This window comes from Mycolicibacterium rutilum (genome assembly GCF_900108565.1).
In the GTDB taxonomy this organism is placed as follows: domain Bacteria; phylum Actinomycetota; class Actinomycetes; order Mycobacteriales; family Mycobacteriaceae; genus Mycobacterium; species Mycobacterium rutilum.
This window is the reverse complement of the sequence record NZ_LT629971.1, coordinates 4,320,442-4,333,783: the sequence shown is the minus strand read 5'-3', so window position 1 is coordinate 4,333,783 and position 13,342 is coordinate 4,320,442. Positions and strand designations below refer to the sequence as shown.

Genomic DNA, 13,342 nt, shown 5'->3' with positions numbered 1-13,342 from the left:
ATTTCGGTGCACTGCCGATCGCTGAGCGACGGGCAGCGCACCGAAGCCGCTTAATGAATTTGCAACTGGCTGCATAAACATGCAGAATTGGCTGCATGGTTTCTGTGGCGGTGGCCGGCGCCAGCGGCTATGCCGGCGGCGAGATCCTTCGACTCCTACTCGGCCATCCCGCTCACGCTGACGGACGGCTGACGATCGGCGCGCTCACCGCGGCCGCGAGCGCGGGCTCCACCCTCGGTGAGCATCACCCGCATCTGTTGCCCCTGGCCGACCGCACCCTGGTTGCCACCGACGCGGACACCCTGGCCGGCCACGACGTCGTGTTCCTGGGCCTGCCGCACGGGCATTCCGCGGCGCTGGCCGAGCAACTCGGCCCGGACACGCTGATCATCGACTGCGGCGCCGACTTCCGCCTCACCGACCCCGCGGCGTGGGAGCGGTTCTACGGCTCCACACACGCCGGCAGCTGGCCCTACGGGCTGCCCGAACTGCCCGGCGGGCGCGACAAGCTGCGCGACGCGCGCCGGATCGCGGTGCCCGGCTGCTATCCGACCGCGGCGCTGCTGGCCCTGTGGCCCGCGGTGGCGGCCGACCTGATCGAGCCCGCGGTCACCGTCGTCGCGGTCAGCGGCACCTCCGGCGCAGGCCGGGCGGCGAAGGTCGACCTGCTGGGCGCCGAGGTGATCGGATCGGCGCGCGCCTACAACATCGGCGGCAAGCACCGGCACACCCCGGAGATCGCACAGGGGTTGAGCGCGCTGACCGACCGGGAGATCACGGTGTCGTTCACGCCGGTGCTGATCCCGACCTCGCGCGGCATCCTGGCGACATGCACCGCGCGCACCACCGCGTCGGTGTCGGAGATCCGGGCCGCCTACGAGAAGGCCTACGGCAGCGAGCCGTTCGTGTACCTGCTGCCCGAGGGGCAGTTACCGAAGACCGGTGCGGTGCTGGGCAGCAACGCCGCGCAGCTGGCCGTCGCCGTCGACGAGGACGCCAAGACGCTCGTCGCGGTCGCCGCGATCGACAATCTCGTCAAGGGCACCGGCGGGGCGGCCGTGCAGTCGATGAACCTGGCCCTGGGATGGCCGGAGACAGAAGGACTTTCGATCGTGGGAGTGGCGCCGTGACCGAGAGCCGGATGATCCGCACCCAGGGTGTCACGGCCCCGGAGGGTTTCCGCGCGACAGGGATCGCCGCCGGCATCAAGGCCTCCGGTGCGCTCGATCTGGCGCTGGTGTTCAACGAGGGCCCCGACTATGCGGCCGCCGGCCTGGTGACGCGTAACCAGGTCAAGGCCGCGCCGGTGCTGTGGACGCAGCAGGTGCTCACCACCGGACGGTTGCGCGCGGTGATCCTCAACTCCGGCGGCGCCAACGCCTGTACCGGGCCGCAGGGCTTTCAGGACACGCACGCGACGGCCGAGGCGGTGGCCACCGCGCTGAGCGACTGGGGCACCGAGACCGGCGCGATCGAGGTCGCGGTCTGCTCGACCGGCCTGATCGGCGATCGGCTGCCCATGGACAAGGTGCTGTCCGGGGTGACCGAGATCGTGCACGAACTCGCCGGCGGGCTGACCGGCGGCGACGAGGCGGCGCGCGCGATCATGACCACCGACACGGTGCCCAAACAGGTCGCCCTGCACCATGCCGACAACTGGACCGTGGGCGCGATGGTCAAGGGCGCGGGCATGATCGCGCCCTCGCTGGCGACCATGCTGTGCGTGCTGACCACCGACGCCGTCGCCGGACCAGCCGCGTTGCAGGAGGCGCTGCGCAAGGCCGCCGCCCACACGTTCGACCGGCTCGACATCGACGGCTGCTGCTCGACCAACGACACGGTGCTGCTGCTGTCCTCGGGCGCCAGCGCAATCACGCCCAGCCAAAGCGAGCTCGACGAGGCCGTGCTGCGGGTGTGCGACGACCTGTGCGCGCAACTGCAGGCCGATGCCGAGGGCGTCACCAAGCGCATCACGGTGACCGTGACCGGTGCAGCGTCGGAGGACGACGCGCTCGTCGGCGCCCGGATGGTCGCCCGCGACAGCCTGGTCAAGACCGCACTGTTCGGGTCCGATCCGAACTGGGGCCGCGTGCTGGCCTGCATCGGAATGGCACCGTTCAAGGTCGACGCCGAGCGAACTACGCTGCAATTCAACGGGATTCCGGTCTGGCAGGACGGCGCTCCCACCCCTGGAGCGCGCGACGTGGACCTGTCCGGGGCGGACATCGCCGTGACGATCGACCTGGCCGCCGGTGCTGCGCAGGCGTCGGTCCGCACCACGGACCTGTCGCACGGCTACGTCGAAGAGAACTCGGCCTACAGTTCATGAGCGTCGAAACCCCGCTCAAGGCACAGGTTCTGGCGGCCGCCCTGCCGTGGCTCAAGCAACTCCACAACAAGATCGTCGTGGTCAAGTACGGCGGCAACGCGATGACCGACGACGTGCTCAAGGCCGCGTTCGCCGCCGACATGGTGTTCCTGCGCAACTGTGGCGTGCATCCGGTCGTCGTGCACGGCGGCGGGCCGCAGATCAGCGCGATGCTCAAACGCCTCGGCATCCAGGGCGATTTCAAGGGCGGCTTCCGGGTGACCACGCCCGAGGTGCTCGATGTGGCGCGGATGGTGCTGTTCGGTCAGGTGGGCCGCGAGCTGGTCAACCTCATCAACGCGCACGGGCCGTACGCCGTCGGTGTCACCGGCGAGGACGCGCAGCTGTTCACCGCGGTCCGCCGCGATGTCATGGTCGACGGGGTGGCCACCGACATCGGGCTGGTCGGTGACGTCGAGCAGGTCAACGCCGGCTCGTTGCTCGATCTCATTGCCGCCGGCCGGATCCCGGTGGTCTCGACCATCGCCCCGGACGCCGACGGGGTGGTGCACAACATCAACGCCGACACCGCGGCCGCGGCGCTCGCCGAGGGCCTGGGCGCCGAGAAGCTGGTCATGCTGACCGACGTCGAGGGCCTCTACACCCGGTGGCCGGACCGTGACTCGCTGGTGAGCGAGATCGACTCGGCGGCGCTGACGCAGCTGCTGCCCAGCCTGGAGACCGGGATGGTGCCGAAGATGGAGGCGTGCCTGCGCGCGGTCGCGGGCGGTGTGCCCAGCGCCCACGTCATCGACGGCCGCGTCGAACACTGTGTGCTGGTGGAACTTCTCACCGACGAGGGAACGGGGACGAAAGTGGTGCGCTCATGAGTCTGCTGGACCGGTGGCAGGCCGTGATGATGGACAACTACGGCACCCCGCCGCTGGCACTGGTCGGCGGCGACGGCGCCGTGGTGACCGACGACGCCGGCAAGTCGTACCTCGACCTGCTCGGCGGCATCGCGGTCAACATCCTCGGCCACCGCCACCCCGCCGTCATCGAGGCGGTCACGCGCCAGCTCAACACCCTCGGCCACACGTCGAACCTGTATGCGACCGAACCCGGAGTGGCGCTGGCCGAAGCGCTCGTCGGGCTGCTGGGCGCCCCGGCCCGGGTGTTCTTCTGCAATTCGGGCACCGAGGCCAACGAGGTGGCCTTCAAGATCACCCGGTTGACCGGCCGGACGAAACTCGTTGCCGCCCAAGGCGCGTTCCACGGCCGCACGATGGGTTCGCTGGCGCTGACCGGACAGCCCACCAAGCAGGAACCGTTCGCCCCGCTGCCCGGCGACGTCACCCACGTGCCGTACGGCGACATCGACGCGCTGCGGGCTGCCGTCGACGACCAGACTGCGGCCGTCTTCCTCGAACCGATCATGGGGGAGGGCGGTGTGGTGACCCCGCCGGCGGGCTACCTGGTGGCCGCTCGCGAGATCACCGCGGCACACGGTGCGCTGCTGGTTCTCGACGAGGTACAGACCGGAATGGGCCGCACCGGAGCGTTTTTCGCCCACCAGCACGACGGGATCACCCCGGACGTCGTGACCCTGGCCAAGGGGCTGGGCGGCGGGCTGCCGATCGGCGCGTGCCTGGCCGTCGGACCGACCGCCGACCTGCTGACCCCCGGGCTGCACGGCAGCACGTTCGGCGGCAACCCGGTGTGCACCGCCGCGGCGCTGGCCGTCCTCAAGGTGCTCGCCGACGACGACCTGGTCGGCCGCGCCGACGTGCTGGGCAAGACGCTGGCGTCCGGTATCGAAGCGCTGGGCCACCCGCTGGTCGATCATGTCCGGGGCCGCGGGTTGCTGCTCGGCGTCGTGCTGACCGCCGAGAAGGCCAAGGCCGTCGAGGCCGCGGCCCGGGACGCCGGTTTCCTGATCAACGCCGCGGCGGCCGACGTCATCCGGCTGGCACCGCCGCTGGTGATCGACGAGGCCCAGATCGATGGCTTCCTGACCGCTCTACCCGACGTCCTCGACAAAGGGGCTGCCTCGTGATCCGTCATTTCCTGCGTGACGACGACCTGACCCCCGACGAGCAGGCCGAGGTCCTGGCGATGGCGGCTGAACTCAAACGCGCGCCGTTCAGCCGCCGCCCGCTCGAAGGTCCGCAGGGGGTCGCGGTGATCTTCGACAAGAACTCCACGCGGACCCGGTTCTCCTTCGAGATCGGCATCGCGCACCTCGGCGGGCACGCGGTCGTCGTCGACGGCCGCAGCACGCAACTCGGTCGCGAGGAGACGCTGGAGGACACCGGGCGGGTGCTGTCGCGCTACGTCAAGGCGATCGTGTGGCGCACCTTCGCCCAGGAGCGGTTGACCGCCATGGCTTCCGGCGCTGACGTGCCGATCGTCAACGCGCTGTCCGATGAGTTCCATCCGTGCCAGGTGCTCGCCGACCTGCAGACGCTGGCCGAGCGCAAGGGCGCGCTGGCGGGCTTGCGGATGTCCTACTTCGGCGACGGCGCCAACAACATGGCGCACTCCTTGATGCTCGGCGGCGTCACCGCCGGCGTCAACGTCACGATCGCCGCCCCGACGGGCTTTGAGCCGCACCCGGATTTCGTTGCCGCTGCGCGTAAACGGGCCGCCGAGACCGGCGCCACGGTCACCCTCACCGCTGACGCCAAAGCCGCCGCGGACGGCGCCGACGTGCTGGTCACCGACACCTGGACCTCGATGGGTCAGGAGAACGACGGGCTTGACCGGGTCCGGCCGTTCAAGCCATTCCAGCTCAACGCCGAGCTGATGTCGTTGGCGGATGCGGATGCCGTTGTGCTGCACTGCCTTCCCGCGCACCGCGGTCACGAGATCACCGACGAGGTGATCGACGGCCCGCACAGCGCGGTGTGGGACGAGGCCGAGAACCGGTTGCACGCCCAGAAGGCGCTGCTGGTGTGGCTGCTGGAGCACTCGTGACGTCAGCGGCAACCCGCGCCGGACGGCAGGCCCGGATCGTGTCGATCCTGTCGTCGCAGTCGGTGCACAGCCAGTCCGAGTTGGCCGCGATGCTGGCCGATGAGGGCATCGAAGTCACCCAGGCCACGCTGTCGCGCGACCTCGAGGAACTCGGCGCGGTCAAACTGCGCGGTGCCGATGGCGGCGTCGGCGTGTACGTCGTACCCGAGGACGGCAGTCCGGTGCGCGGGGTCTCGGGCGGCACCGAGCGGATGTCGCGGCTGATGACCGAACTGCTGGTGTCGACCGACGCCAGCGGCAACCTGGCCATCCTGCGCACGCCGCCCGGCGCGGCGCATTACCTCGCCAGCGCGATCGACCGCGCGGCACCGTCTTACGTCGTCGGCACCGTGGCCGGCGACGACACCATCCTGGTCGTCGCGCGTGAACCGATGACCGGCGCCGAACTGGCGGCGAAACTCGAAAGCATTCGACAAAAGGAGAGCAACTGATGTCCGATCGCGTCATCTTGGCTTATTCCGGCGGTCTGGACACCTCGGTGGCGATCAGCTGGATCGGCAAGGAAACCGGCCGCGAGGTGGTCGCCGTCGCGATCGACCTCGGTCAGGGCGGCGAGGACATGGAGGTGGTGCGCCAGCGCGCCATCGACTGCGGTGCGGTCGAGGCCGTCGTCGTCGACGCCAAAGACGAGTTCGCCGAGCAGTACTGCCTGCCGGCGATCCAGAACAACGCGCTCTACATGGACCGCTACCCGCTGGTGTCGGCGCTGAGCCGGCCGCTGATCGTCAAGCATCTGGTCGACGCGGCCCGCGCGCACGGCGGCGGCATCGTCGCGCACGGCTGCACCGGCAAGGGCAACGATCAGGTCCGCTTCGAGGTCGGATTCAATTCGCTCGCACCCGATCTCGAGGTGCTGGCGCCGGTGCGCGACTACGCGTGGACGCGGGAGAAGGCCATCGCGTTCGCCGAGGAGAACGCCATCCCGATCAACGTCACCAAGCGCTCGCCGTTCTCGATCGACCAGAACGTGTGGGGCCGCGCCGTGGAGACCGGGTTCCTCGAACACCTGTGGAACGCGCCGACCAAGGACGTCTACGACTACACCGAGGATCCCACCGTCAACTGGAGCACCCCCGACGAGGTCATCGTCGGCTTCGAGCGCGGCGTGCCGGTGTCGATCGACGGGCGTCCGGTCACCGTGCTGCAGGCGATCGAGGAACTCAACCGGCGCGCCGGCGAGCAGGGTGTCGGCCGGCTCGACGTGGTCGAAGACCGGCTGGTCGGCATCAAGAGCCGCGAAATCTACGAGGCGCCAGGCGCGATGGTGCTGATCACCGCCCACACCGAACTCGAACACGTCACGCTCGAACGGGAGCTCGGCCGGTTCAAGCGCGGCGTCGACCAGAAGTGGGGCGAGCTGGTGTACGACGGCCTGTGGTATTCGCCGCTGAAGACCGCGCTCGAGTCGTTCGTCGCCAAGACGCAGGAGCACGTCACCGGCGAGATCCGGATGGTGTTGCACGGCGGGCACATCGCGGTGAACGGCCGCCGCAGCGCCGAGTCGCTGTACGACTTCAACCTCGCCACCTACGACGAGGGCGACACCTTCGACCAGTCCGCGGCACGCGGTTTCGTGCAGATCCACGGGCTGTCGTCGAGCATCTCCGCGCGTCGGGACCTGGCAACGTGACGCCGAAACCGACGTTTTGGTCGAAAAGTGGCCGCGGAAACCGCCATTGCGTCGGTCTCGGCGCTGGACGGGGGGCGCGCAGGTGAGCACCAATGAAGGCTCGCTGTGGGGCGGTCGGTTCGCCGACGGACCATCGGATGCGCTTGCGGCGCTGAGCAAGTCGACCCACTTCGACTGGGTGCTGGCGCCCTACGACATCCGGGCGTCCAAGGCGCACGCCAAGGTGCTGTTCAACGCGGGCCTGTTGACCGCCGAGCAGCGTGACGGACTGCTCGCCGGCCTCGACAGCCTGGCCTCCGACGTCGCCGACGGCACCTTCGAACCGCTGGTCACCGACGAGGACGTGCACGGCGCGCTCGAACGCGGGCTGATCGACCGTGTCGGGCCCGAACTCGGCGGTCGGCTGCGCGCGGGCCGATCACGAAATGACCAGGTGGCCACGCTGTTTCGAATGTGGCTGCGTGACGCGATCCGCCGTGTCGCCGACGGTGCGCTGCAGGTGGTCGGCGCGCTGGCCACCCAGGCCGCCGCCCATCCGACCGCGATCATGCCGGGCAAGACGCATCTGCAGTCCGCGCAGCCGATCCTGCTCGCGCATCACCTGCTGGCGCACGCGCATCCGCTGCTGCGCGACGTCGACCGGCTCGCTGACTTCGACAAGCGGGCGGCGGTGTCGCCATACGGGTCCGGGGCGCTGGCCGGTTCGTCGCTGGGCCTCGACCCCGACGCGATCGCGGCGGACCTGGGTTTCACGGCGGCCGCCGACAATTCCGTCGACGCCACCGCATCCCGTGACTTCGCCGCCGAGGCGGCATTCGTGTTCTCGATGATCGGTGTCGACCTGTCGCGGCTCGCCGAGGACATCATCCTCTGGAGCACAACCGAATTCGGGTATATCGAGCTGCACGACTCGTGGTCGACCGGCAGTTCGATCATGCCGCAGAAGAAGAACCCGGACATCGCGGAGCTGGCCCGCGGCAAGTCCGGCCGGCTGATCGGCAACCTGACCGGGTTGCTGGCCACGCTCAAGGCGCAGCCGCTGGCCTACAACCGCGACCTGCAGGAGGACAAGGAGCCGGTCTTCGACTCGGTCGCCCAACTCGAGTTGCTGTTGCCGGCGATGGCGGGCCTGGTCGCGACCCTGCGTTTCGACGCCGACCGGATGGCCGAGCTCGCCCCGCTGGGGTACACGCTGGCCACCGATGTCGCCGAGTGGCTGGTGCGCCGTGGGGTGCCGTTCCGGGTGGCGCACGAGGCGGCGGGAGCGGCGGTGCGCGCGGCCGAGGCCCGCGGCGTCGGGCTCGAAGAGCTCGAGGACGCCGAACTGGCCGGGATCCATCCGGAGTTGACCCCGCAGGTGCGCGAGGTGCTCACCGTCGAGGGATCGGTGAACTCCCGCGACGCCCGCGGTGGTACGGCCCCGGTCCAGGTGGCCCGCCAGCTCTCCGTCGTGCGCGACACCGCGGACCGGTTACGGCTGCGGTTGCGCGACTAGCGTCAGTCCTCGGCGGCGCTCAGCCAGGCTTCCTCAAGAGACTCCTTGCGCTGCAACAACTCCTGTAAGTCCGCGGTGAGTTCCGCCAGCCGGACGTGGTCGGAGGCCGCGGCGGCCATCGTCTCGTGCAGCTTGGCGATGCGGTCCTCGAGTTTGGTCAGCTGACCCTCGATGCGCGCCATCTCCTTGCCGGTGCGCCGTTCGCGCGCCGAGGCTGTCTCGCCTTGCGCCGACGACGACTGTGCCGGCGACGACCCCGCTGCCGTCGACGCGGCGGCGCGGCCCTCGAGATACTGCGAGACGCCGCCGGGCAGCAGGTCGCAGCGGCCGCCGCCGGTCAGCGCGTAGGTGACGTCGCAGACCCGCTCGAGGAAGTAGCGGTCGTGGGTGACGACGATCAACGTGCCGGGCCAGCCGTCGAGGTAGTCCTCGATCACGGTCAGCGTGTCGATGTCCAGGTCGTTGGTTGGCTCGTCGAGCAGCAGCACGTTGGGTTCGTCGAGGAGCAGTCGCAGGAACTGCAGCCGCCGCCGTTCACCGCCGGACAGCTCGCCGATCCGCGCGGTCAGCTTGTCCCCGGTGAAGCCGAAGTCGCGCAGCAGGGTGTCGGCGGTGATCTCTCGGCCGCCGGCCAGCTCGGTGACCCGGCGCCGGTTCTCGACCGCGTCCAGTACCCGTTCGGAGCCCTCGAGTTCGGCCAGCGCCTGGCTGAGGTGCCCGATGCGCAGCGTGCTGCCCCGCTTGATCGTGCCCGAGCTGGGTTCGAGGTCACCGGCCAGCAGCCGCAGCACGGTCGTTTTGCCTGTGCCGTTGACCCCGACCAACCCGATGCGGGCGCCCGGCCCGATCGACCAGTCGACCTTGTCCAGCACTATGTTGTCGCCCGCCTCGAGCCGCACCCGGTGCAGGTCGAAGACGTCCTTACCGAGCCGGGTGGTCGCAAACCGTTGCAGCACAAGCGAATCGCGGGGCGGCGGCTCGTTGGCGATCAACTCGTTGGCGGCCTGGATCCGGAACTTCGGTTTGGAGGTGCGCGCGGGCGGGCCGCGGCGCAGCCACGCCAGTTCCTTGCGCATCAGGTTCTGCCGACGCGCCTCGGTGCCCGCGGCCAGCCGCATCCGCTCGGCGCGCGCGAGCACGTACGCCGCGTACCCGCCCTCGTAGGCGTCGACTGCCCCGTTGTGCACCTCCCAGGTCCTGGTGCACACCGCGTCGAGGAACCAGCGGTCGTGGCTCACCACCACCAGGGCCTTGGCGCGACGGGTGTTGAGATGGTCGGCCAGCCAACCGATCACCTCGACGTCGAGATGGTTGGTGGGCTCGTCGAGGACCAGCACGTCGTGCCCGGCGATCAGCACCGCCGCCAGGGCCACCCGTCGCCGCTCGCCGCCGGACAGGGCGCCGATCACCCGGTCCAGGTCGACGCCGGCCAATAAGTGCGAGACCACGTCGCGGGTGTCGGGCTCGGCGGCCCAGACGTGGTCGGCGCGGCCCCCGACGATCACCTCGCGCACGGTCGCGTCGGCGGCGAAGTCGTCGCTCTGGCGCAGGTAGCCCACCGACAGCCCGGAGGTGTGGGTCACCCGGCCCGAGTCGGGTTCGCGCGTCTCGGTCAGGATCTGCAGCAGGGTGGTCTTGCCGTCCCCGTTGCGGCCGACCACACCGACCGCGTCGCCGTCCTCGATGCCCAGGCTGACCCCGTCGAGGAGGGTGCGGGTGCCGTAGCCGACCGTCGCGCGTTCGACATTGATCAGGTTCGCCATCGCCCGCCGATGATAGGTCGACGCTGATGTACCGCCTGCTGTGCCATGATTGCGTCGTCATCGAGGGCACGGACATATGGGGAGCGTGGCGGTGGATCTGTCGGCGATAACCAGGCCGGTCGGACGGCTGGTGGCCACCGCGCAGAACGGGCTCGAGGTGCTGCGGTACGGCGGGTTGGAGACCGGTGCGGTGCCGTCGCCGTTCCAGATCATCCAGAGCGTCCCGATGTACCGGCTGCGGCGCTACTTCCCGCCCGACAGCCGGCCGGGAGCCCGGCCGCCCGGACCGCCGGTGTTGATGGTGCACCCGATGATGATGTCGGCCGACATGTGGGACGTGACCCGCGACGACGGCGCCGTCGGCATCCTGCACAAGTCGCGGATCGACCCGTGGGTGATCGACTTCGGCTCACCCGACCAGATCGAGGGCGGCATGGAGCGCACCCTCGCCGACCACGTCGTCGCCCTCAGCGAGGCCATCGACACCGTCAAGGAGGTCACCGGGCGCGACGTCCACCTGGCCGGCTATTCGCAGGGCGGCATGTTCGCCTACCAGACCGCGGCCTATCGCCACTCCAAGGACCTCGCCAGCATCATCGCGTTCGGCTCGCCGGTCGACACGTTGGCCGCGCTGCCGATGAACCTGCCCGCCAGCATCGCACCCGCCGCGGCCGATTTCATGGCCGACCACGTGTTCAGCCGCATCGACATCCCGGGCTGGTTGGCGCGCACCGGGTTTCAGATGCTCGATCCGATCAAGACCGCGCAGTCGCGCATCGACTTCCTGCGCCAGCTGCACGACCGCGAGGCGTTGTTGCCGCGCGAACAACAGCGCCGCTTCCTGGCCTCCGAGGGGTGGATCGCCTGGTCAGGTCCCGCGATCGCCGAACTGCTCAAACAGTTCATCGCGCACAACCGGATGATGAGCGGCGGCTTCTCCATCCACGGCGACCTGGTGACGCTGTCGGACATCGACTGCCCGGTGCTCGCGGTCATCGGTGAGGTCGACGACATCGGCCAGCCGGCCTCGGTGCGCGGCATCAAGCGTGCCGCACCCAGAGCTGATGTCTACGAATTCCTCATCCGCGCCGGGCATTTCGGCCTCGTCGTCGGGTCCAAGGCAGCCAGCCAGACGTGGCCGACCGTCGCGCAGTGGGTCCGGTGGCTCGACGGCACGGGCGACCTGCCCGATGGCGTCAACCCGATGGCGCTGCAGCCGAGCGAACCGCACGAGTCCGGGGTGACGCTGAGCTCGCGGGTCGCGCACAGCACCGCCGCCGCCACCGAGATGGCGTTCACCTTCGCCAAATCGGCGGCTGGAGCGCTGGTGTCGGCGAACAAGTCCGCGCGGGCGCTGGCCGTAGAGACCGCCCGCACGCTGCCTCGACTCGCCCGCCTCGGCCAGATCAACGAGCACACCCGGATCTCGCTCGGCCGGATCATGAGTGAGCAGGCCCGCGACGCCCCCAACGGTGACTGCCTGCTGTTCGACGGCCGGGTGCACACCTACGAAGCGGTCGACCGGCGCATCGACAACGTCGTGCGCGGTCTCATCGAGGTCGGTGTGCGGCAGGGTGCCCGCGTCGGCGTCCTGATGGAGACGCGGCCCAGCGCGCTGGTCGCCATCACGGCGCTGTCGCGGCTGGGCGCGGTCGCGGTGCTGATGCCGCCCGACGTCGACCTTGCCGACGCCGCCCGACTCGGCGCGGTGACCGACATCATCACCGACCCGAACTATCTCGACGTTGCCCGCCGACTCGACATGCGGGTGCTGGTGCTCGGCGGCGGCGAGGCGCGCGATCTGCACCTGCCCGAGGACGCCGACGTCGTCGACATGGAAAAGATCGACCCCGACGCCGTCGCCCTGCCCGGCTGGTACCGGCCGAACCCCGGGCTGGCCCGCGACCTGGCGTTCGTCGCGTTCAGCTCGATCGGCGGCGAACTCATCGCCCGGCAGATCACCAACGCCCGCTGGGCGATCTCGGCGTTCGGCACCGCGTCGGCGGCCAACCTCGGCCGCGGGGACACCGTCTACTGCCTGACGCCCCTGCACCACCAGTCCGGGCTGCTGGTCGCCCTGGGCGGCGCGGTGGTGGGCGGCTCGCGGATCGCGCTGTCGCGTGGACTGCAGCCGGACCGGTTCCTCAAAGAGATCCGCCAGTACGGCGTCACCGTGGTGACCTACACCTGGGCGATGCTGCGCGAGGTCATCAACGACCCGTCGTTCGCGCTGTACGGCAACCACCCGGTGCGGCTGTTCATCGGGTCGGGCATGCCGACCGGGCTGTGGAAACGCGTCGTCGAGGTGTTCGAGCCGGCGCATGTGGTCGAGTTCTTCGCGACGACGGACGGCCAGGCGGTGCTGGCCAACGTCTCCGGGGCCAAGATCGGCGCCAAAGGCCGACCGCTGCCCGGTGGCAGGCAACTCGAGCTGGCGGCCTACGACCCGCAGGAAGATCTGATCCTCGAGGACGACCGCGGGTTCGTCCGCCGGGCCGAACCCGGCGAGATCGGCGTGCTGTTGGCCCGGCCCCGCGGACCGGTCGACCCGACCGCGCCCGTCAAGCGCGGCGTGTTCGCTCCGGCCGACACCTGGGTGTCCACCGAGTACCTGTTCCGCCGCGACGACGACGGCGATTTCTGGCTCGTCGACAACCGCGGCGCGATCATTCACACCGAGCGCGGCTGCGTGTACGCCTCGGCCGTCAACGACGCCGTCGGCTGCCTGGGCGCGGTGGACCTCGCGGTGACCTACGGCGTGGAGGTGAACGGCCAGCAGTTGGCCGTCACCGCGTTGGCGGTGCGCCCAGGTGGCAGCATCCCGTCGGCCGACCTGTCCGAAGCGCTGGCCGATCTGCCGGTCGGTGAGCCACCCGACATCGTCCATGTGGTGCCGAAGATGGCGCTCAGCGCGTCGTACCGCCCGCTGGTCAGCCCGCTGCGCGCGGAGGGAATTCCGAAGCCGTCCCGTAACGCCTGGTATTTCGATGCCGATACGAATCGATACAAGCGGCTGACCGTCGCGATCCGCACCGAGATCGCCGAGGGCCAGCCTGGATGACCGTGCCACCCGGTGCGGTCGCTGTTAGGCTCCCGCTGGCGGCAGGCCG

The 13,342-nt window shown here is 69.9% G+C and carries 10 protein-coding genes; 9 read left to right on the top strand and 1 reads right to left on the bottom strand.

Features of this window, described 5'->3' with window-relative positions; translation table 11 throughout:
• Window positions 1–95: 95 nt before the first annotated feature.
• The 8 genes from argC (at window position 96) to argH (ending at window position 8,469) form a co-directional block, all read left to right on the top strand.
• Window positions 96–1,130 (top strand): N-acetyl-gamma-glutamyl-phosphate reductase, encoded by a 1,035-nt coding sequence (gene argC / locus BLW81_RS21115; protein WP_083408863.1) that lies wholly within the window; start codon window positions 96–98, stop codon window positions 1,128–1,130.
• Complete coding sequence (gene argJ, locus BLW81_RS21110) at window positions 1,085–2,329, top strand: bifunctional glutamate N-acetyltransferase/amino-acid acetyltransferase ArgJ (RefSeq protein WP_083408862.1); 1,245 nt, start codon at window positions 1,085–1,087, stop codon at window positions 2,327–2,329. The genes argC and argJ overlap by 46 nt, the downstream gene beginning before the upstream one ends.
• Window positions 2,326–3,198, top strand: a complete 873-nt coding sequence (gene argB / locus BLW81_RS21105; protein ID WP_083408861.1) for an acetylglutamate kinase — start codon at window positions 2,326–2,328, stop codon at window positions 3,196–3,198. Before argJ ends, argB begins: the two co-directional genes overlap by 4 nt.
• On the top strand, window positions 3,195–4,364 hold the full coding sequence (locus BLW81_RS21100) for an acetylornithine transaminase (protein ID WP_083408860.1): 1,170 nt from the start codon (window positions 3,195–3,197) through the stop codon (window positions 4,362–4,364). Before argB ends, BLW81_RS21100 begins: the two co-directional genes overlap by 4 nt.
• Window positions 4,361–5,284 carry an ornithine carbamoyltransferase gene (gene argF / locus BLW81_RS21095; RefSeq protein ID WP_083408859.1) on the top strand — a complete coding sequence of 308 codons (924 nt, stop codon included), beginning with the start codon at window positions 4,361–4,363 and terminating at the stop codon, window positions 5,282–5,284. Before BLW81_RS21100 ends, argF begins: the two co-directional genes overlap by 4 nt.
• Window positions 5,281–5,775 carry an arginine repressor gene (locus BLW81_RS21090; protein WP_083408858.1) on the top strand — a complete coding sequence of 165 codons (495 nt, stop codon included), beginning with the start codon at window positions 5,281–5,283 and terminating at the stop codon, window positions 5,773–5,775. The genes argF and BLW81_RS21090 overlap by 4 nt, the downstream gene beginning before the upstream one ends.
• The gene (locus BLW81_RS21085) at window positions 5,775–6,974 is read left to right on the top strand and encodes an argininosuccinate synthase (RefSeq protein WP_083408857.1); all 1,200 of its coding nucleotides are present in this window, start codon (window positions 5,775–5,777) and stop codon (window positions 6,972–6,974) included. Before BLW81_RS21090 ends, BLW81_RS21085 begins: the two co-directional genes overlap by 1 nt.
• Window positions 6,975–7,056: 82 nt before the next feature.
• The gene (argH, locus tag BLW81_RS21080; RefSeq protein WP_083408856.1) at window positions 7,057–8,469 is read left to right on the top strand and encodes an argininosuccinate lyase; all 1,413 of its coding nucleotides are present in this window, start codon (window positions 7,057–7,059) and stop codon (window positions 8,467–8,469) included.
• 2 nt (window positions 8,470–8,471) lie between these two features.
• Here the strand turns inward: argH and BLW81_RS21075 are convergent, their stop codons facing one another.
• The gene (locus BLW81_RS21075) at window positions 8,472–10,232 is read right to left on the bottom strand and encodes an ABC-F family ATP-binding cassette domain-containing protein (RefSeq protein ID WP_083408855.1); all 1,761 of its coding nucleotides are present in this window, start codon (window positions 10,230–10,232) and stop codon (window positions 8,472–8,474) included.
• A gap of 91 nt (window positions 10,233–10,323) precedes the next feature.
• Here BLW81_RS21075 and BLW81_RS21070 point away from each other — a divergent pair, with 91 nt between their 5' ends.
• Complete coding sequence (locus BLW81_RS21070; RefSeq protein WP_083410711.1) at window positions 10,324–13,293, top strand: acyl-CoA synthetase; 2,970 nt, start codon at window positions 10,324–10,326, stop codon at window positions 13,291–13,293.
• Window positions 13,294–13,342: the final 49 nt, after the last annotated feature.

Bases quoted from the DNA above. Each gene is read 5' to 3' on its own strand.
- argC (WP_083408863.1), top strand. From the start codon at position 96: ATGGTTTCTGTGGCGGTGGCCGGCGCCAGCGGCTATGCCGGCGGCGAG.
- argJ (WP_083408862.1), top strand. From the start codon at position 1,085: ATGGCCGGAGACAGAAGGACTTTCGATCGTGGGAGTGGCGCCGTGACC.
- argB (WP_083408861.1), top strand. From the start codon at position 2,326: ATGAGCGTCGAAACCCCGCTCAAGGCACAGGTTCTGGCGGCCGCCCTG.
- BLW81_RS21100 (WP_083408860.1), top strand. From the start codon at position 3,195: ATGAGTCTGCTGGACCGGTGGCAGGCCGTGATGATGGACAACTACGGC.
- BLW81_RS21085 (WP_083408857.1), top strand. From the start codon at position 5,775: ATGTCCGATCGCGTCATCTTGGCTTATTCCGGCGGTCTGGACACCTCG.
- BLW81_RS21075 (WP_083408855.1), bottom strand. From the start codon at position 10,232: ATGGCGAACCTGATCAATGTCGAACGCGCGACGGTCGGCTACGGCACC.